Raw genomic sequence first — 18265 nt, 5'->3', positions numbered from 1 at the left:
ATTCTCCAAAAACTGCTTAAGGGGTCGAAAGTAGGTATATGTTTAAAATAATACTAGAAAATAATAGGGAAATTACCTGAACCTGACCATTAGTTACAATAATAATACTATATAAGTGTGGGATTGTTAAAAATCCGACGTACTTTCACAAGAAATATAATCGCAGTTTATGACATTTTTGAGCATAGTACTCGACCCCCCAACTTATGGATGGGCCGATACTAATGGTAATCTTTCGAAGCCAGCAGCGGGGCAGCTATGGCAGGAGTTCTTTAAACGCCTTAATATTTTTAAAACACGGAAAAACTGGTTGCCGCTTTTAAGCTGGTCAAAGGTTGTTTTAACCGTTCCCTTCCTGTATTTATTCATCTTTAATTATTTTAGCTGGAGCTTATTGCTGGTTGCTTTCTTATATAGTATGATTATTATGGGAACACATGGAACCATCTGGCATCATCGGTTCTGTACACATAATGCTTATGCTTTTAAGAATAAATTCTGGAGGTTTTTTACACAGAATCTGACTATATCGATGATTCCTGAAGAAATTTATGTCGTTTCACACCACGTTCATCATGCGAAGTCTGATGCTCCGGGTGATCCTTATAATGCCTCCGGAGGGTTTTTGTATTGTTTTCTGGCAGATGTAAATCATCAGCCAATTGCTAAAGATTTAAGTGAAAGGGATTATCACCGCGCTGCAAGATTGATGAAGCATACGGGTATTCATCCCAATACATATGCGCAGTACCTGAAGTGGGGTTCTATTGCGAATCCGGCAAGAACAATTCTGGCCTGGATACTCAACTGGTCTTTCTGGTACGTCGTATTATTTCTGATTGGTGGTCATGGACTGGCCTGTACAGTATTTGGTGCTGCGGGTATATGGGCAGTAGGTGTCAGGACCTTTAATTATGAAGGACATGGTAAAGGGAAGGATATGCGTCGTGATAATTATGATTTTTGCAGGGAAGATATGTCTATTAACCAGCTATGGCCAGGAGTGGTAGCAGGTGAGTGGCATAATAACCATCATTTATTTCCAAAGAGTGCGAGAACAGGTTTTCTGCCTCATCAGGTTGATATTGCCTGGTATTATATCCGTTTTATGTATACTATGGGAACTGTGAAATCTTTTAGGGATTATAAAGCAGACTTTCTTGAAATGCATTACAACAAAACGGATCTGGTAGAAATAGTCGCTGAGAAGATATCCTTACAGAAGGTGGAAAAGGAGCTGGTCATTAACGGAGAAAGATAATACGGGGGGATTTAATGTATTCTAAAGATCAGGTTTCAAAATTGAAACAGGCTTTCTGGACTTCATTTGGGCAATATATTGCTCCTCAGCTTTCTGCTGAGGGTTTGAAAATTAACTGGATAAATTACAGAACGGGGATTAAACATCTTCATTTTAAATTACATGCTGATCAAAAATCGGCCTATATAGCTATAGAGCTTTCTCATCCCGACCCTGGGATGCAGGAGTTATTATTTGACCAGTTTAAGGAGTTTAAAAATGTCCTTACGTCTTATTTAGAGGAAGACTGGGAATGGGAAAATGGGCTTACTGATGAGAATTATAAGCTGGTAAGCAGAATTTATAAGCCTTTAGCCGGAGTGAGTATTTTTCGGGAGGAAGACTGGCCGAAACTGATCTCTTTCTTTAAACCACGCCTCATTGCACTCGATGAATTCTGGTGTGATGCATCTCCTGGTTTCGAACAGTTTAGATAAAATTAATAAATCATTTGATACATTTGCCCTTTATCAGCGGTTTAGCCGATAGAGTTATTTATAAATGTATATGTACGATATTTGCTGCATTGGGCACATCACACTGGACAGGGTAGTCACACCTACTATGGAAAAGCATATGGCTGGAGGGACTTCTTTTTATTTCTCCAATGCAATCCGTAAAATGGATGTAAATTATGGTTTGGTCACTGCTCTAGCAGAAAGTGAGATGAACTTTGTACAGGATTTACGTTCAAATGGTACAGCTGTAAATGTATTTCCAAGTGCCCAAACCGTTTATTTTGAGAATATTTATTCAGGGAAGCTGGATCACCGGACGCAAAGGGTTTTGCAGGTGGCCGATCCTTTTACCGTTGAACAGCTCAGTTCAATTAATGCGAGGATTTTTCATTTAGGTCCTTTACTATCAAATGATATTTCTGTTGAATTAATTGTCAGCCTGGCAGAGCGGGGAAGGGTGTCTCTTGATGTTCAGGGTTATCTTCGTGAGGTCAGGGATCAGAGCGTGTGTGCGGTAGACTGGCCAGAGAAAAAACAGGCGCTTCAATATGTGCATACAGTTAAAGCAGATGAAGCTGAGCTGGAGGTATTAACAGGTGTTACCGGAATAGCAGAAGGGGCAAAGATATTAAGTGACTGGGGAGTTCAGGAAATCGTGATTACCCGGGCAAGCTTAGGCTCAGTAGTTTATGCGGATAATGTTTTCTATGAGATCCCTGCATTTACCCCTCTTGCTGAAGTCGATGCGACAGGTTGCGGCGACACTTATATGGCAGGATATTTATATCAGAGGGTAAAGGGGGCCGGGATACAAAAGGCAGGTGAATTTGGAGCTGCAATGGCTAGTTTAAAAATGGAATCTTACGGACCTTTTGATGGTACTGAAGAAGATATACTCCAATTATTAGCTGTAAATAAAAGCTAATCTAAAATAATATCAATCATTTCATGTACGTGTGGGCATTTTCTGTCGTTAAATCGTCATGGAAATGTTTTATTTAAAATAATTGATAGTGTAATTTGTACACTATTAAAAAGTTTAATATATTTGTATCAGAAAATAAGCAATAAATATTTTCCGGACCAGGGAGGCGTCAGCAATACTACCGGAAATTTAAGGAAAAACCCGTTCATACAGGTTTATATTTGGTTAGAATAGGGATGTGTCTGGATGGAACAACCCTTTCTTTTTTTTAAGACCTTTTGTAAATTTTATGATTAGTTTTTGTCCCGTTACTATCAGAATTGATCTGGTAGATCTATATTTGTCAGCATAATCAGAACATTCTATTTAAATACATGAACTACAATAGATGGTATCCTGTAAAGGTTTGGTTAGCAGGTGCTGCTCCAGCTGGGTTTTGTATGGGCTTAATTAAAACTACGCTGAATGATTTTACACCCGCTTTTATAACTTCTTTTTTATTTATTTTAGTTTCTCTCCCTTTTTTTCTTGTGTTTTCTGTCGTTTTTCTGATTTTAAAAAAGATGTCTTTGTCTTTTAAAAAGGCAAAACTGATATTAATCCTGATAACCTCGGTTTGTATAGCGGTGCCACTGACCGGGCAATTCTCCTTAGATTCTTCTTTGAAATCAAGTATAATTGCGTGGTTTGTGATTCCATTGGTGTGTTGTTTACCCTTTGTTGCAGGAATATTATATTTTGAGATAGATGGGGTGAAAAGATCTGAGGAGCAGATTATCTAAATGTCTTATTCGTGAGACTTTGACTCGAACGTTGACAAGCCGATTGCGTCTTTTCTGATTTTAGACTTCCACTTTTTTCCGTACACCTTATTCAGATGATGGAATATGCTATGGTTATAGAATATCATACATTCCTGATCTGGTCCGCTGCAACCATAATCGTAATAGCTTACCCGATAAGTAGATTCGAAATATTGATCGGTAGTATAAACAACAGGAGCGATACCTCCCTGCAAAAGTATCTTGATGTTATTTGTTTTGATGTCCTGTTCGGCTATATCTTTTGCTTTTCTACAATCGGACAAAAAGATTAGCCTCGAGTCTGAAGGAGTACTAGAGTTTATTAGTGCAGAATCAGCTTTAATATTATGCTGTGCATTACCTTTTATACCAAAGAGGACTAAAAGTAGGATCATTAAGGTTTTATTGCACATATCTTATGGATTCCTTGGCAAATCCTTCCCATTTGTCTGCATAGTCAAACGGTACCTGCACCCATTCTTTCATAGGTCTTTGTTTACCTGAAGGATCAAATAATTTTGAGCCATCCAAACTAAGTGCTTCCTGCTGAGAGGTTCCAGTCAGTTTAAAAACCATTTCATCTTCAAACAAAGAAATAAAGGCTTTTCCGTTAACCTTAAAACAGGGCTTTCCAAACATCTGGCTTTCAACAGAGTGCTCTAGGTTTTTTCCTATCGAAAGATAAAGTTCCTGTTCTTTTGTCATACCCCAAACTGAATTAAATGATGATCCAGGTGTTTATAAAACATATTATTCCATTCTGTTTTTGATAAATTACCAAAAGAATGAGATTCCCTGTTATCAAAATAGGTCTCGCCCAGTTCTTGTGTCTTCCGGATATAATCAACTAAGCGGCTCTTTTCTTTATCGAAGTCTTTATTGTCTTTAATCAGAAACTCCGAAGCAGTAGGACTATCCCTCTTAAACGGCTTTTCGCCAACTACCAGCTTTTTAACAAATTGTGTTAAAAGGAATCTCTTAAACATACCTGGTTTAGAATGACTATTGTCATAGACCAGTTCATAAGTGACATTACAATGTGCCAGCATTTTGGCTACATCCATTTTCCCCCAGGCAGGTTTTGAACTGGCATCTAATTTACCAATCCGGTTGATAACTTCGGTAGACACATCTTCTGTGAAAATATTTTTCATTTCTTATTCGTTGGTGCAATAGTCTTGTACTTAATAAAGCTACATTATTACCCCGATGATAACCAAAGCAAATCTCTAATAGTTTACAATTTGCCTTAAATGGTGTTCCAGATGTTCAACGTAGTCATTAAATATAAATTCCAGGGAGTAACTCGTTTCTCCGCCTCCATAACAACGACGTTGTAAACTATCCACAGGTATCTGTTTGATGAGTTCAATTAATTGTAGGTTATAGATGTGCCAGAAGGATATGAGCTGCTGTCCGTTTATCTTATCATAATAATTGAACCGATTGCAGTTGTTCTGATCATAGACGATTTTTGGGGTATCCTCGAACTGACCTCTGACAAAACGCATATGATTGTATGTTGCACTGTCTATAAGATGTCCGATGATTTCTTTTTTGCTCCATTTATCTGGAGCGGGTTTTGAAGAAAATCCCCGTTCGTCAATTTCGGTAAGACGACCGGGGATAGTATTGCATAAATATTGAAGCCTTTCAATTGCCAGGGTAATCATATGAAAATTATTCTGTGTTATTTATCGGGTATATCTTTTTGTTGTTTTTTGAGTCTTTTGGCGGTCTTAAGGCTATTATTCAGCATCCATTCAATCTGACCATTAACACTCCGAAATTCATCAGCTGCCCATTTCTCTATAGCCTTCATCGTCTCTGAATCAATCCTTAATGCAAATGATTTTTTTTCTGACATGTTTATTGATTTAATGTACCGGTATTGATAACTGGTTTAGTTTCGCTGTCACCACAAAGAACAACCATTAAATTACTTACCATAGTGGCTTTCCTGTCATCATCAAATTCAATGATTTTCTTGTCAGCCAGAAGTTTTAAAGCACTTTCAACCATGCCAACTGCACCTTCCACAATCTTATGACGGGCAGCGACTACAGCCGAAGCCTGTTGTCTTCTCAGCATAGAATGTGCAATTTCCGGTGCGTAAGCCAGATAGGCTATCCTGGATTCTATGACTTCAATACCAGCAATTTCCAGCCTTTCAGCAAGTTCTTTTTCCAGCGCAATATTGACATCATCAAAGTTTGTACTTAAGGTAATTGAAGCAGTTTCATCTTCAAAATGATCGTATGGAAAAGAACCAGCAAGTTTTCTTACTGCCGAGTCTGTTTGTATTTTAATAAATGCAGCATAACTGTCCACTTCAAAAGCGACTTTGAATGTATCCCGTACTCTCCAGACTAAGATAACACTGATCAGGATTGGATTTCCCAGCTTATCGTTGACCTTGATTTTTTCGCTCTCGAAATTCCTGGCACGGAGAGAGTAGGTGAAGCGGCCGAATAATGGGTTGACCCAGAATAAACCATTTTGTTTGATACTTCCCTGGTATTTTCCGAACAATAAAAGTACAGCAGAACTATTTGGACTCACAATAATCAATCCTTTAGCTAGAATAAGTAATACTGGTAAACAAATAATAATCAGAACAATTTGCTGAGTGCTTGCAGCAAAGGCTAATATCCCGGCTACAACAACTAACAGGAATACAACGAGGTAACCATTAAAGGGGGTGACGATCTTTTCTTCTTTCATGAGATATGGTATTTAAATGATATTAAATTGATATCATAAATTTAGCAAATAAACTGTTGAAAATCATAATGATTACGGTAATTATTTTTACACCTGTTAATGAAAAATTCCATTTAATATTTTTGTGGTTACAAGGAAGGTAAATGCAATGACGCCGATGACTACCATGATTTGTCCCTTTTTTCTGTCAGGCTCATCATAGCTATAGATGGTATTCCCATCGGGCAAGGTTTTTTGGTGAGTGGAGATATGCCAGCCAACCAATATACCAAATAGTCCGCCGATTAAGGCAGTTACAAAGCCTATGTAAATCCAGGTTTTTCCAATTTGATGCGGTTTACTTAATTCTACAATTCTCTGCTTTTTTAGTTCTTTAAGCGTGTCAGGGTTTACCTCAGTACCTCTTTCTTTCAATAGTTTTTGAGCGAGCAGAAAATCAAATTCATTCCATTCATCCCGTTTGGTGATGACTTCCATTAACTCTTCATTACTGAAGTGATGCAGGTAATAATCCTCCTTTAGCCCATTTAATCCTTCAGACGCTGTTTGAAGGAGGAGATTATCCACGTTTGAGAAATCATCCTGTTTGATTTTAATCCGGTATTCCTTGGTTAACTCATTTCTGGAAAAAAATGGATCGAACTGAACGGAGGTATCTTCAATAGTATGATCTATATGATTTTCCTTTAATAAATCGCTCAGTTCAACAGCCATCTTATAGTCGTTGAATTTTTGATAGGTTTTATATTGTTCTTCAGACATACTGGTTAAGCTAAGTCCATTACACTATCCAGGCCCCTTTTCAGCCCGGTGAAGGAATCTACGTTTCTGATCGCAAGCAAAGCGCCCTGAACATAAGGTTTTGCACTTCCTCCGGCCTCATGTTTGATCGTTAGTTTTTCGTCTTCCATCCCAAAAATAGTCTCCAGTGAAATTACAAAACCTGGCAGCCGGACAGCATGCACCTGCATGCCATTAATATCCGCACCTCTGGTTTCTTTAATGCCTTTAGTCTGATCAACAGGAATGGTTTTAACTGACTGACCAACTTTTGATAATTTGCTGGCAAGCTCCAGGGCACTTCCGCTGGGAGAATCTGGTTTACGATCACTGGCATAATCAATGATCTCCCAGTGATGCATATATTGAGCAGCCATTTCTGCAAATTTATTCAGCAGAACAACACTGATCGCAAAATTCCCTACAGCTAATACCGCTTTTTTATGCTGAGAGGCAATAGCTGCTATTTCCTGATAATCATTGTCCGAAAGACCAGATGTACCAACGACCACGTTTATCCCATGCTTTACAGCAGTGATGACCTGATGCTTAGCAATATCGGGCTTCGTATAATCAATCATGACGTCACAGGGAATATCTAGTGCTTCTTCTATTGTTCCAAAAACCGGGATGTTTTTACCGGTTGACAGGTTCAATACCTCGTTCAGATCTTTAGATGCATTGGTACGTGAAACTGCTGATACCAGTTCAATATCATCTGTTAAGGCTATGCCTTTACAAAGTTCAGATCCGGCCCAGCCTGTAGCTCCGGCAACACATACCCTTAGTTTTTTCTTTATAGTCATAGTTTATTTACATTGATGATTATCCTAAAGGTAGGCAAAAGAAGAATTTAATTAATCATGAAATCAACTCGCTTTCAACCACTTTGTATTTTCAGTTCTGATGATAAATTTTAAATCAAAAATATGTTAGCTTTGGTTCAAACCAACTCTTAAAACACGATAGAAATTACATGAAGAAAATTGTACTCTTAATTTTTGCACTGTTGTTCTCAACGGTCTCATTTTCACAGGAAGTTATTAAACTGTTTAATCGTTCGAACGATTTTTTCCAATTGATGGAGCAGCAAAAATTTACCGAAGCCCAGGCTTATTTTGATCCCAGTGTATCCTCAAAAATAACGGTTGCAGATTTGCAGAAAATCTGGGAAACCCTGAATGAAAAACTAGGAAAATTTGAATCTGCAAATACCGTGGAAAGTAAAACCAAAGGAGAATTCTTCTTAGTTACTGTGGACGGAAAATTTGCCCGTGCTTCACAAGGTTTCTTACTGGCCTATAATAAAGCAGGAAATATGGTCGGTTTTTTTATCCAGCCGAAAGCTGCAGAGGCATCTTATCTGAACCCTGCATATGCTGATACTACCTTGTATTCAGAAAAGGAAATATATGTTAAAGCTCCCGGACACAATCTTGTAGGTATGCTGACAATACCAAAAAATGTAAAGAATTTCCCTATTGTTGTGCTGGTTCATGGATCAGGGCCATCTGACATGGATGAGACTGTGGGACCTAATAAAACCTTCAAAGATCTTGCTGCAGGTTTCGCTGCTAAAGGAGTGGCCAGTATCCGTTACGTAAAACGTACATTGGTTTATGGTGGTGAGTTTACTGGTGCATTTACAGTTAAAGAAGAAGCGATAGATGATGCCGTTGCTGCAGTTGCCCTTGCGGGTACTATCCCGAATATCGATAAGAAGAAAATTTTTCTGTTGGGACATAGTTTAGGGGGGATGTTAGCCCCAAGAATTGCCGCATTGGCTCCGGAACTGAGTGGAATTATCCTGGCCGCCGCACCGGCAAGAAGTATGACTGATCTGATGGTCGAGCAGAATAAATATATGTTCGAGCAGGCAAAAGATACTACCCAGGCTCTTAAAAAACAATTTGAAGGACAACTACAGGAACTGGAAAAAACCAGGCTCACTTCATTAGGTAAGATGAAAGCTGATTCAGCTATACTGGGTTTACCAGCATCTTACTGGGTAGACCTGAATCAGTATAATCAGGTAGAGGCAGCAAAAAAAATAAACAGACAGCGTATCCTGATTATACAGGGGGGGAATGATTTTCAGGTTTCTACTCATGATTATGATTTATGGAATACCGCGCTGAGCAAAAAAAGTAATGTGACACTGAAATTATACCCTGATTTGAACCATTTATTAAGTTCGCAGGTCGAGCGAGGTCCGGTAAGTCAGTATAATAATCCATCCAGCGTATCCGAAACATTGATTATTGATTTGGTTTCCTGGATAAAAAGTAATTAACCTTAAAGGGTTATCTCTGATAACCCTACAAAAACAAATAAATGAAGCAATTTAAAGCCCTTCTTTTTGATCTGGATGGTACCCTTGTAGATTCAGAGCATTTCCATTTTAAAGTCTGGAATGAAATACTGGCAGAATCAGGTGTTGAGCTTGATTATAATGATTTTCTTAAAAATTTTGCGGGAGTCCCTTTACCTGGAAACGCTAAAAGGTTAAAGGATCTTTATGAAATCAGCTCTCCGCTGGATGTACTGATCAGCAAAAAGGAAAATCTGACCAACGAACGTTTAAAAACGAGTACAATCGAACTGATGCCTTATGTGGAAGAGACACTGGAATACTTTCTGGAAAAAGATATAGCGATGGCGTTGGTTACGGCAAGTAAAAGATCCGATGTGGATGAGCTGTTTGGCAAAAACGGGCTTGATAAATATTTTAAGCTATTGGTCACCAGGAGCGATGTGACCAGAAGTAAGCCTGATCCCGAGTCTTATAACCTCGCAGTAGAGAGAATTGGTTATAAAAAAGAGGAATGCCTGGTTTTTGAAGATACACTAAATGGTTTAAGGGCTGCGAAGAATGCAGAATTAACTTGTTTTGTTATTCAGGGTGATCATGAGAGTCATGAAAAACTGGCTGAGTCGGATCGGATTTTTACTGATTTCAGACAAGCAAGGACATATATTACAGAAAATGACCTGATTTAATGCCAGATTAAGGTGCCTGGTAATTTCCGGTAATCAGATTTAACAGGTCTTCATTTATTCCAGTACCACTGTCAGCTATCCATTTGTTTTCTTTATTCAATCTGATCTCGAAATTTTCATGATCGTCGATGGAAACAATATGGTTTGTTTCTTCCCCGTCTGTTACAGCGTGGACAGCTACAGCAATTAGTTTGCCCTGATGGTTAACTTCAAATCTGGTTACTTTATAACTCATTAAACAAAGATATAAATTTTGATTTCATGTGCTCACGCTATACCTTAACTAAAGCTCAAAAAGAGCTGGTGAAACTTTATCAGGTGAAATTGCCACCTGATTATGAGCCTAACTATAACCTGGCACCTACGCAGAAAGGGTTGGTTATTACTGCTGATGAACCCGAAAGAGCACAGTTAATGCATTTTGGACTTGTTCCTTACTGGGCAAAGAGTACCAGGCTTGATTTTTCTACACTCAATGCCCGGTCTGAAGAAATTATGGATAAGAAAACCTTTGCACCATTGGTTGTTCACCGGAAAACCTGTTTGGTATTGGCTGACGGTTTCTATGAATGGGATAAAAAAACAGGGGATACACTCCCTTACCGGTTTATATTAAAAGACAGAGAGGTATTTGCTTTTGCAGGTCTCTGGAGCCAGTGGAAAGATCCTTTTTCGGAAGAATTGTATCGTTCCTTTACTATTATGACTACTCAGGCTAATGAAACTGTAGGTAAAGTATATGCACCTAAATTCAGAATGCCGGTTATATTGGGCAGGGAAGAGGAAAACCTCTGGCTGGACAAGAAAATGGATCCGGCTGGGTTATTGAATTTATGTGATGCCTATCCCGACGAACTGATGAGCAGTTACAGGGTAGACAAAGCAGTGAATGCGACAGTGGTGAAGGGAGTCATTAATAACAGGCCTGAACTGATGCAGGCTATTTAAAACAGAAACGTGGATACAAACAGCTATCCACGTCAAAAATATCTCTTCTCTAACCCTTTTTATTCAGGTTTTCCAGGTAAACTGCTAAAACATTCTTTAAATACAGTTCCGGTTTAGGCATTGTAATTACTGTTCCGGGTTCTTTATCCTGTGACTGTTTGATATAGTTTGCTTTAATCTTTCCCCAATCTTTAGAATAAAGCTGGATGAAAGTTTCAACAAACTGCGCATCGGTATAATCTTTTGGAAGCTTACTTAGCACAACTTCAATTTTCTCTTCTTTTCTATGTAATACTGCCATGTTGAATTTTTAATCTTTCCAAAGCTATGAACTATATTGATTAATATAAACTTTTCTGAGTTCTAATTGTTTGAGTACTGTGAATGGTTAGTATATCCCAACAAAACCATTCGACTGATATTGTATGGTGGATCATCTTAGAAGACAAGGTTTACGGAACTTCTTCATTCAGTGTTTGCAGGATTTGTATATTGCAGAGAAGAAGCTGGTTAATTGTGCAGCCGCACTCTCTATAGCTGCCTATAAGGAAGAATTACAGCGTGCGCTGATCTTACAGTCGGAAGAAGCCGGAGTTCATGTACAGCGCTTAGATACCATTTTTGAGATGATGAACGAGCAGCCTGTAAAAGGCAAATGTAATATTATAGAAATTCTGAGTGACAAGGCAGCCTCTGTCGTGAAGACAGTTGAAACGGGTACTGCATTACGTGATGCCGCAATAATCTATGCAGTTCAGCTGATTGCCCATTATAAGATTGCGAGTTATGGAAGCCTGATTTCTTTACTGGCAGAGCTGGATTATCCAAAAGCTAAATCGCTGTTAAAAGATTGCCTGACCGACGAAAGGGAGGCAGATAGTTATCTGACCCAGATTGCGGTGAACTTTATTAATCCCGCAGCGCAAAGAGAATCTGAATAATCGATTTATTATCGGGAGCTAGGGCTTCTCTCTCTTATAATTATCGGCTACTTTCTCTGCTAATTCCAAAAATCTCGAACGCCAGTAATTCCTGTCTTTTTCCATTTCCTCAAATGTGGTAATTTCGTGGGATTCACTATGCTGTGGAAGTCTGATCTCAGGGTATTCGCCTGAAAAGTCGAAATTTAATACCTCACCGTATTTTGCAATGACTTTATAGGGTAAATGAGGATCGGCAATATGATGATAATACGTTGTTCTGTCAAATCCTGCAGATGCAGTTAACGCCTTAATCGTTATCCCTCTTTTACGGACGACCGAGTTTAAATATTCACCTTTGTGTTTCTTGAAATCCTCTTTTCTCACTAAAAACAAGGTAAAAGAATAATACTTTAAAATATTCTACATTTTATTGGTATTATTCAACAAATATGTTGATATTAGTGTTGTTAATGTAGAATATAATCATGATTTGAATAATTAATCGACATATTTAACCATTTAGCTCAACAAACTAGTATGTAATAAAAATGCAGATTGAAACATAATTTATAATTTAGCAGTTCTTCAAATCGAAATGAAGCACTGCTTGACGAGCCTCGTAACAGAAATCTGGTAAATTTCAACACCCTACGAGATAAGTCAGGCAGCTAGACTCTATAAATATAGGGTCGGTTGCTTGCTTAAGTTTATTGTAGGGTATATTTTGCGAAAAATATTAGGGTTTACCAGAACCTCTGTTACAGTAGACGGGCAAGTAGCCGGCCCTATTCTTTTGAAGGTCTGATCTACCTGTTCCCATGGCTTTATGACTATTCAAATCACCAAAAGAGAAATTGGTATGTGCGGCTGGTTATCCTGGCCTTGATAAATACTTGATACCGGTCGCCATACCTCTCTTTCATCTTGTCTATTAGCATAAAAACAATATGATGGTAAATAAGCTATTAAATACAAAAGCCGGGAAATGGGAACCGGTATTGCAGGAAACCAAAATCAAGGTTAAAGGAACAGTGACTACCAATAAAGATCAAACCACAAAAAATAGGGTTAACCGGAGGATATGGGTAAATGAAGTAGAAATTCTACCCGAAATGGGTTTTATACTCCGGCCATTTTATGAATGTAAGTTTGACTGGGGTAAATCAGCACAGAATGGTTCTTTTATCACAGCATTATCAGTTTGTCTGGCAGTTTTTCCGACCGAAAGGCTGGCTGAGAATTTTTATGTCCGTTTTCAGGAGGAGTTTGTGATGAAGTTTCCTGCTGGTGATTTCGAACTGAACATAGACCTGAACAGATTTTTAAAGAGGTATAAAGGTAGATCGGCACCAGATTTATATAGCCGTTTCTGTTTTTCTGCTATCAGCAGTTCAAGAGAAATCCTATTGTATAAAGACCCCGTTTCGGGTTTAATTACCGCTAATCTGGCTGAAAACTATGCTTTACATAGTGGGGCAATTCCAGATGTTAAGGTCAGAAAGTTGAATGAAAGAAAACAAAAGTTATTATTCAGACTGTTTGCCAAAGGAAATCACATTATCCAGGGATATGAATTTCAGGAGATCATGCCGAGAGTGGAGGATATGATGAACAGGTTTTACTGGAGATCTATTGAAAAGATGATCACAAAGCAATACTCAGAAAAATTTACTGAATAATCTATGGCTTATCCTTCGACCAGTTCAGTGTGTATGCTAAACCTTTTTTTACATCGTATAAAGGCTCATAACCTAAATCTTGTCTGACTCTGCTGATATCAGCAAGTGAATCATGTATATCTCCGGCCCTGGATGGTCCATAAGTTTGTCCGGGGTCTGTTCCGCTGAGCTCTTTCAACTGTGCCCACAATTGGTTTAAGGAAATACGCTCATTACAAGCTATATTATAGATTTGATGAGGCAGGTCTTCAGGAAATAACAGCGCTTTGATATTTGCCTGAACGACATTTTCAATAAATGTAAAATCGCGGGTCTGGCTGCCATCTCCATTGATGAGCGGAGGATTACCATTTAATATTGCACGGATGAACAAAGGTATGACAGCTGCATATGCTCCTTCGGGATTCTGATTAGGACCGAAAACATTAAAATATCTCAGACCGATGCTATCTGTTCCATAGGTCTTTCTGAAAACATCTGCATACAATTCATTCACCAGTTTGGTGACAGCATAGGGCGAAAGAGGTGCGCCAATACGATTTTCTATTTTAGGTAATTCCTTGCTGTCTCCATAAGTTGAAGAAGAAGCCGCATAAACCAGGCGTTTTACCTGTTGATCTTTAACAGCGATCAGCATATTTAAGAAGCCTTCTACATTTACCTGATTTGTGGTCAGTGGGTCTTGAATAGATCGTGGTACAGAACCTAAGGCCGCCTGGTGGGATACATAATCTATTCCCTGGCAAGCCTGTCTGCATATTTCCGGATCACGGATGTCTCCCAATATAAACTCAAATGCCGGATGAGATTCAAATTCTTCCAGGTTTTTCATAAATCCGGTCGATAGATTGTCCAGCACCCGTACTTTACCTGCACCATACCGGAGTAAATAATTAACCAGGTTAGAACCGATAAAGCCAGCTCCGCCAGTAATCAGAAAGGATAAATCACCCAGGTCCTGATTGTGGTAAGGGTTGAGGTATAATTGATTTTTAGAGTCTTCCATGAGTAAGTTCTGCTGGCAACATGCCTTTTATATCATATACTACAGTATTTTCTTTACACAATTGCTGTACATCAATTGTCTCAAACTCCTGATGCGCAACAGCACCGATAATCGCATCAAACTGACGATCCGCGATGTGCTCATTCTGACAGGTGATTCCATATTCCTGAAAAACATGTTTGGGATCGGCCCATGGATCAAGGATACACACATTGATATGATATTCTTTTAAACGGGTAACAATATCAATCACCCTTGTATTACGTACATCGGGACAATTTTCTTTAAAAGTGAAGCCCAGGATCAACACTTCACTGCCTGTGACCTGAATTTTCTTACGGACCATCAACTTGATGACCTCATCCGCAATATATTGTCCCATCCCATCATTTAGTCGTCGTCCGGCAAGAATGATTTCAGGATGATAACCTGCCTCCTGTGCCTTTTGAGCAAGATAATAGGGGTCGACACCTATGCAGTGTCCTCCAACCAGGCCAGGTTTGAAATTTAAGAAATTCCATTTTGTTCCTGCAGCCTCCAGTATGTCAAGGGTATTCAGACCTATCAGGTTAAATATTTTTGCCAGTTCATTGACAAAGGCAATATTAATATCTCTTTGCGCATTTTCTATGACTTTGGCCGCTTCAGCTACCTTGATGCTTGAAGCCCTGTAAGTACCTGCTGTAATGATAGTCTGGTATAATTCATCTACCCGGTTGGCGGTTTCCGGTGTTGAGCCAGAAGTGATTTTTAAAATCTTTGTCAGCGTATGTTCCTTATCTCCCGGATTAATCCGTTCCGGAGAATAACCGCAATAAAAATCCACATTGAATTTTAATCCTGAAGCTCTTTCAAGTACAGGGGCGCATTCATCCTCGGTGACACCAGGGTAGACAGTAGATTCATAGATTACAATATCTCCCTGTTTTAAGAATTGACCAACTGTCTCACTCGCTTTATATAAAGCGGAAAGATCAGGGTGGTTAAATTTATCTATAGGAGTAGGTACTGTGATGATATAAATACGCGCATGCTGCAAGTCATTGCTGTCGCTGCTGAATAATAAGTTTGACCGGACTTCTTGGAGATGGTCTTCTTTGATTTCCAGTGTATTATCGTGTCCTTTATTCAGTTCTGTGATGCGTTTATGTTTAGTATCAAAGCCTGTCACTTTGTAATGCCTGGCAAAAGCTACGGCCAGCGGTAAACCAACATAACCCAGTCCAATAACTGCTATTGGTGTGTCTTTATCAATCCTTGTCATCTATAATCTTCTATTCAACAGGGCGCAATTTATTGAAATAAAACTGAATCTTAAGCATTAATAAAACCAGAGACCGGATTCGCGTGCAGAATTATAATTACATGCAATTTTAGTAGATTTGAGTAAAACGAATACTTATGAAGAATTTAAAACTCTCTTTGGGGGCACCACTTATAGCGGGTTCCTTGCTGATTCTGGCGGCATTTCACCCTATTCATTCGACCGATGATCCAAAATCAGGTATTATCCTCGAAAATATGGATAAACAAGTCCTTCCTGGAAATAATTTCATGGAATATGTAAATGGAAGCTGGATTAAAAAAACTGAGATTCCTGCGGATAAACCCTCTATAGGTGTTGGTTCTCTGGTCAATGACAAAGCGCAGGCGGATGTTAAGGAAATCATCGAAAAGGCAGCTTCTGGAAAATTTGCCGATGGTTCTGAAGAGCAGAAAATAGGTGATTTATACGGTTCTTATATGAATACTACTATAAGAGATGCTATCGGGATTAAACCAATAGCAGCGGACCTGAAAAAGATTGATGCGATTAAAGATCAGAAAGAACTGGCTTCTTATTTTGCTTACGCCAGTAAGATTGGGAATACTGTACCTTTCAGTGTTGCGGTTACTGAAGATTTTAAGGATCCTAAACATTATATGTTATTGACCTGGCAAGGCGGATTAGGACTGCCGGACAGAGAATATTATTTCACAAATGATGCAAAGTCCATTGAAATCAGAGCTAAGTATGTAGCGCATATTGAAAAGATGCTGACGCTGGCGGGAATAACCTCCGCAAAACCAAAAGCTGCTGAAATAATGGCTTTAGAAACATTATTAGCTTCTAAACAGATGAAAAAAGAAGAGACCAGGAACATGGCCGGTCTTTATAATAAATATGCTGTTAGCAAACTGAATACTTTAATGCCTGATTTTGACTGGCAGGGAATGCTGAATGAGGCAGGGGTGAAAAATGCGGATAGTATTGTTGTCGCTCAGGTAAATTACACTAAAGCACTGAATGATATTATTAAAGATACACCTCTGGATACCTGGAAAACTTATTTAAAATGGAGCGTGATTAACGGTGCTGCCGAAGCACTGAATACAACTCTGGATGAGGAAAACTTTAATTTCAATGGTACCATTTTAAGTGGTGCTCCTAAACAGCGTCCGCAATGGCGCAGAGCAGTTGTGGTGGTTAATACCGCATTGGGTGAAATGGTAGGGAAATTATATGTAGAAAAACACTTTTCGCCAGAGGCTAAAGCCCGTATGATGGTATTAGTTGGAAATCTGCTTAAAGCTTATGAATCAAGTATCAAGGAATTGGACTGGATGAGCCCGGAAACGAAGATAGAGGCCCTGAAAAAAATCAGCAAATTCACCCCAAAGATTGGTTATCCTGATAAATGGAGAGATTATTCAGCGTTAAGGATTGTTAAAAATGATCTTTACGGGAACCTGAAGCGTTCAACAGCTTTTGAATACAACAGGATGATGAAGAAGCTGGGAACCCCTGTAGACAGAACAGAGTGGGGGATGACTCCGCAAACTGTAAACGCTTATTACAATCCACCATTAAATGAAATCGTGTTTCCTGCTGCTATTCTGCAGCCGCCATTTTTTGATATGAAAGCGGATGATGCTGTAAATTATGGCAGTATAGGTGCAGTGATCGGCCATGAGATAGGTCATGGGTTTGATGATCAGGGCAGTACCTTTGATGGTGATGGTGTGATGCGTGACTGGTGGACTAAAACCGACAAGGAAGAGTTTAAAAAACGGACTAATGCATTAGTTGCTCAATACAGTAGCTTTAAGGTATTAAGTGATTTGAATGTGAACGGAGAATTTACGCTTGGAGAGAATATCGGAGATCTTGGTGGGTTATCTATCGCGTTAAAAGCTTATCATGCCAGTCTGAATGGTAAAACGGCACCTGTTCTGGATGGTTTTAATGGTGATCAGCGAATATTTATTGGCTGGGGACAGGTTTGGTTAAATAAATCAAGAGAACAGAACCTGAGAAAACAAGTAAATACTGATCCTCATTCTCCTGCTAAATTCCGCGTAAATGGGGTGGTAAGGAATATTCCTGAGTTTTATACTGCATTTAATGTAAAGCCTGGAGATTCATTATACCTTGCGCCTTCTCAACGTGTGAAAATCTGGTAAAACGAGTTTTTTAGAATTAAATAAATGAGAGGTGTCCTGGTGGGGCACCTCTTTTTTATTGGTGACAGAAATGAAGTGGGTTAAGTATAAGAGTTGGGTTTGGATGCACTTTGGTTCGGACTTCGTTCGGACTTTGTTCGAAGATCGTTCGAAGAAGCTTCGAATGGAACTGAAGAAAATATGAATGAAAGCTGAACTATTTACCTGTGAGGTCAATCCCTGAATCCGGGTTAAGCAGGATGCTGGCTCTGGTCGCTTTAGTGAACAGTTATAAA

General features: G+C 38.9%; 23 protein-coding genes. 10 read left to right on the top strand and 13 right to left on the bottom strand.

The features are described from left to right. Positions 1-169 precede the first annotated feature (169 nt). From HDF25_RS22980 to HDF25_RS22965, 4 genes are all read left to right on the top strand, one after another. Positions 170-1261, top strand: a complete 1092-nt coding sequence (locus HDF25_RS22980; protein WP_184628748.1) for a fatty acid desaturase — start codon at positions 170-172, stop codon at positions 1259-1261. Between the two features lie 14 nt (positions 1262-1275). After that, on the top strand, positions 1276-1737 hold the full coding sequence (locus HDF25_RS22975) for a DUF4268 domain-containing protein (RefSeq protein ID WP_184628747.1): 462 nt from the start codon (positions 1276-1278) through the stop codon (positions 1735-1737). A gap of 70 nt (positions 1738-1807) precedes the next feature. After that, positions 1808-2683, top strand: a complete 876-nt coding sequence (locus HDF25_RS22970) for a PfkB family carbohydrate kinase (protein ID WP_221451009.1) — start codon at positions 1808-1810, stop codon at positions 2681-2683. Positions 2684-3057: 374 nt separating this feature from the next. Further along, positions 3058-3465, top strand: a complete 408-nt coding sequence (locus HDF25_RS22965; protein WP_184628745.1) for a hypothetical protein — start codon at positions 3058-3060, stop codon at positions 3463-3465. Positions 3466-3470: 5 nt separating this feature from the next. Here the strand turns inward: HDF25_RS22965 and HDF25_RS22960 are convergent, their stop codons facing one another. From HDF25_RS22960 to dapB, 8 genes are all read right to left on the bottom strand, one after another. Further along, positions 3471-3881 (bottom strand): hypothetical protein, encoded by a 411-nt coding sequence (locus tag HDF25_RS22960; RefSeq protein WP_184628744.1) that lies wholly within the window; start codon positions 3879-3881, stop codon positions 3471-3473. A 7-nt stretch (positions 3882-3888) separates the two neighbouring features. Beyond that, positions 3889-4191 (bottom strand): hypothetical protein, encoded by a 303-nt coding sequence (locus HDF25_RS22955; RefSeq protein ID WP_184628743.1) that lies wholly within the window; start codon positions 4189-4191, stop codon positions 3889-3891. After that, a complete protein-coding gene (locus HDF25_RS22950) occupies positions 4188-4640 on the bottom strand; it encodes a DUF1569 domain-containing protein (protein WP_184628742.1) in 453 nt (150 codons plus the stop codon). The genes HDF25_RS22955 and HDF25_RS22950 overlap by 4 nt, the downstream gene beginning before the upstream one ends. A 75-nt stretch (positions 4641-4715) precedes the next feature. Next, the gene (locus HDF25_RS22945) at positions 4716-5159 is read right to left on the bottom strand and encodes a DinB family protein (RefSeq protein WP_184628741.1); all 444 of its coding nucleotides are present in this window, start codon (positions 5157-5159) and stop codon (positions 4716-4718) included. Positions 5160-5176: 17 nt separating this feature from the next. After that, a complete protein-coding gene (locus HDF25_RS22940; RefSeq protein WP_184628740.1) occupies positions 5177-5353 on the bottom strand; it encodes an Arc family DNA binding domain-containing protein in 177 nt (58 codons plus the stop codon). 2 nt (positions 5354-5355) lie between these two features. Further along, on the bottom strand, positions 5356-6210 hold the full coding sequence (locus tag HDF25_RS22935) for an SPFH domain-containing protein (RefSeq protein WP_184628739.1): 855 nt from the start codon (positions 6208-6210) through the stop codon (positions 5356-5358). A 96-nt stretch (positions 6211-6306) separates the two neighbouring features. After that, positions 6307-6972 carry a hypothetical protein gene (locus HDF25_RS22930; protein ID WP_184628738.1) on the bottom strand — a complete coding sequence of 222 codons (666 nt, stop codon included), beginning with the start codon at positions 6970-6972 and terminating at the stop codon, positions 6307-6309. 5 nt (positions 6973-6977) lie between these two features. Beyond that, complete coding sequence (gene dapB, locus HDF25_RS22925; protein ID WP_184628737.1) at positions 6978-7796, bottom strand: 4-hydroxy-tetrahydrodipicolinate reductase; 819 nt, start codon at positions 7794-7796, stop codon at positions 6978-6980. A gap of 170 nt (positions 7797-7966) precedes the next feature. Here dapB and HDF25_RS22920 point away from each other — a divergent pair, with 170 nt between their 5' ends. Next, complete coding sequence (locus tag HDF25_RS22920) at positions 7967-9283, top strand: alpha/beta fold hydrolase (protein WP_184628736.1); 1317 nt, start codon at positions 7967-7969, stop codon at positions 9281-9283. A gap of 41 nt (positions 9284-9324) precedes the next feature. Beyond that, positions 9325-9990, top strand: coding sequence for an HAD family hydrolase (locus HDF25_RS22915; RefSeq protein WP_184628735.1), 666 nt, complete (start codon positions 9325-9327; stop codon positions 9988-9990). A gap of 7 nt (positions 9991-9997) precedes the next feature. On the opposite strand, the gene HDF25_RS22910 is transcribed toward HDF25_RS22915, so the two are convergent. After that, on the bottom strand, positions 9998-10225 hold the full coding sequence (locus HDF25_RS22910) for a hypothetical protein (RefSeq protein ID WP_184628734.1): 228 nt from the start codon (positions 10223-10225) through the stop codon (positions 9998-10000). 26 nt (positions 10226-10251) lie between these two features. Between HDF25_RS22910 and HDF25_RS22905 the strand changes: the two genes are divergently transcribed. Then, a complete protein-coding gene (locus HDF25_RS22905) occupies positions 10252-10938 on the top strand; it encodes an SOS response-associated peptidase (protein WP_184628733.1) in 687 nt (228 codons plus the stop codon). A gap of 49 nt (positions 10939-10987) precedes the next feature. Here HDF25_RS22905 and HDF25_RS22900 read toward each other — a convergent pair whose 3' ends face one another. Next, on the bottom strand, positions 10988-11239 hold the full coding sequence (locus tag HDF25_RS22900; protein WP_184628732.1) for a hypothetical protein: 252 nt from the start codon (positions 11237-11239) through the stop codon (positions 10988-10990). Between the two features lie 124 nt (positions 11240-11363). On the opposite strand from HDF25_RS22900, the gene HDF25_RS22895 reads away from it, so the two are divergent. Beyond that, a complete protein-coding gene (locus HDF25_RS22895) occupies positions 11364-11879 on the top strand; it encodes a DUF892 family protein (RefSeq protein ID WP_184628731.1) in 516 nt (171 codons plus the stop codon). Positions 11880-11897: 18 nt separating this feature from the next. Here the strand turns inward: HDF25_RS22895 and HDF25_RS22890 are convergent, their stop codons facing one another. Beyond that, positions 11898-12245: a hypothetical protein gene (locus HDF25_RS22890; protein ID WP_184628730.1), complete on the bottom strand. Its 348-nt coding sequence runs from the start codon at positions 12243-12245 to the stop codon at positions 11898-11900. A gap of 563 nt (positions 12246-12808) precedes the next feature. Between HDF25_RS22890 and HDF25_RS22885 the strand changes: the two genes are divergently transcribed. Further along, positions 12809-13540 (top strand): hypothetical protein, encoded by a 732-nt coding sequence (locus HDF25_RS22885; RefSeq protein ID WP_184628729.1) that lies wholly within the window; start codon positions 12809-12811, stop codon positions 13538-13540. Position 13541: 1 nt separating this feature from the next. Here the strand turns inward: HDF25_RS22885 and HDF25_RS22880 are convergent, their stop codons facing one another. Continuing rightward, the gene (locus HDF25_RS22880) at positions 13542-14546 is read right to left on the bottom strand and encodes an SDR family oxidoreductase (RefSeq protein WP_184628728.1); all 1005 of its coding nucleotides are present in this window, start codon (positions 14544-14546) and stop codon (positions 13542-13544) included. Further along, positions 14533-15810 carry a nucleotide sugar dehydrogenase gene (locus HDF25_RS22875; RefSeq protein ID WP_184628727.1) on the bottom strand — a complete coding sequence of 426 codons (1278 nt, stop codon included), beginning with the start codon at positions 15808-15810 and terminating at the stop codon, positions 14533-14535. The genes HDF25_RS22880 and HDF25_RS22875 overlap by 14 nt, the downstream gene beginning before the upstream one ends. Positions 15811-15947: 137 nt before the next feature. Here HDF25_RS22875 and HDF25_RS22870 point away from each other — a divergent pair, with 137 nt between their 5' ends. Continuing rightward, on the top strand, positions 15948-17990 hold the full coding sequence (locus HDF25_RS22870; RefSeq protein ID WP_184628726.1) for a M13 family metallopeptidase: 2043 nt from the start codon (positions 15948-15950) through the stop codon (positions 17988-17990). The last annotated feature ends 275 nt before the right edge of the window (positions 17991-18265 follow it).

Origin of the sequence: Pedobacter cryoconitis (assembly GCF_014207135.1) — a bacterium.
GTDB classification, from domain to species: Bacteria; Bacteroidota; Bacteroidia; order Sphingobacteriales; family Sphingobacteriaceae; genus Pedobacter; species Pedobacter cryoconitis_D.
The sequence above is the reverse complement of the archived record's forward strand: the minus strand, read 5'-3'. Positions and strand labels throughout refer to the sequence as shown.

Coding starts and splice junctions, on each gene's coding strand:
- HDF25_RS22955 (WP_184628743.1), bottom strand. CDS start 4,191: ATGACAAAAGAACAGGAACTTTATCTTTCGATAGGAAAAAACCTAGAG.
- HDF25_RS22880 (WP_184628728.1), bottom strand. CDS start 14,546: ATGGAAGACTCTAAAAATCAATTATACCTCAACCCTTACCACAATCAG.
- HDF25_RS22950 (WP_184628742.1), bottom strand. CDS start 4,640: ATGAAAAATATTTTCACAGAAGATGTGTCTACCGAAGTTATCAACCGG.
- HDF25_RS22895 (WP_184628731.1), top strand. CDS start 11,364: ATGGTGGATCATCTTAGAAGACAAGGTTTACGGAACTTCTTCATTCAG.
- HDF25_RS22875 (WP_184628727.1), bottom strand. CDS start 15,810: ATGACAAGGATTGATAAAGACACACCAATAGCAGTTATTGGACTGGGT.
- HDF25_RS22920 (WP_184628736.1), top strand. CDS start 7,967: ATGAAGAAAATTGTACTCTTAATTTTTGCACTGTTGTTCTCAACGGTC.
- HDF25_RS22960 (WP_184628744.1), bottom strand. CDS start 3,881: ATGATCCTACTTTTAGTCCTCTTTGGTATAAAAGGTAATGCACAGCAT.
- HDF25_RS22870 (WP_184628726.1), top strand. CDS start 15,948: ATGAAGAATTTAAAACTCTCTTTGGGGGCACCACTTATAGCGGGTTCC.
- HDF25_RS22970 (WP_221451009.1), top strand. CDS start 1,808: ATGTACGATATTTGCTGCATTGGGCACATCACACTGGACAGGGTAGTC.
- HDF25_RS22940 (WP_184628740.1), bottom strand. CDS start 5,353: ATGTCAGAAAAAAAATCATTTGCATTAAGGATTGATTCAGAGACGATG.
- HDF25_RS22900 (WP_184628732.1), bottom strand. CDS start 11,239: ATGGCAGTATTACATAGAAAAGAAGAGAAAATTGAAGTTGTGCTAAGT.
- dapB (WP_184628737.1), bottom strand. CDS start 7,796: ATGACTATAAAGAAAAAACTAAGGGTATGTGTTGCCGGAGCTACAGGC.
- HDF25_RS22965 (WP_184628745.1), top strand. CDS start 3,058: ATGAACTACAATAGATGGTATCCTGTAAAGGTTTGGTTAGCAGGTGCT.
- HDF25_RS22905 (WP_184628733.1), top strand. CDS start 10,252: ATGTGCTCACGCTATACCTTAACTAAAGCTCAAAAAGAGCTGGTGAAA.
- HDF25_RS22935 (WP_184628739.1), bottom strand. CDS start 6,210: ATGAAAGAAGAAAAGATCGTCACCCCCTTTAATGGTTACCTCGTTGTA.
- HDF25_RS22975 (WP_184628747.1), top strand. CDS start 1,276: ATGTATTCTAAAGATCAGGTTTCAAAATTGAAACAGGCTTTCTGGACT.
- HDF25_RS22945 (WP_184628741.1), bottom strand. CDS start 5,159: ATGATTACCCTGGCAATTGAAAGGCTTCAATATTTATGCAATACTATC.
- HDF25_RS22915 (WP_184628735.1), top strand. CDS start 9,325: ATGAAGCAATTTAAAGCCCTTCTTTTTGATCTGGATGGTACCCTTGTA.
- HDF25_RS22885 (WP_184628729.1), top strand. CDS start 12,809: ATGATGGTAAATAAGCTATTAAATACAAAAGCCGGGAAATGGGAACCG.
- HDF25_RS22980 (WP_184628748.1), top strand. CDS start 170: ATGACATTTTTGAGCATAGTACTCGACCCCCCAACTTATGGATGGGCC.
- HDF25_RS22930 (WP_184628738.1), bottom strand. CDS start 6,972: ATGTCTGAAGAACAATATAAAACCTATCAAAAATTCAACGACTATAAG.
- HDF25_RS22910 (WP_184628734.1), bottom strand. CDS start 10,225: ATGAGTTATAAAGTAACCAGATTTGAAGTTAACCATCAGGGCAAACTA.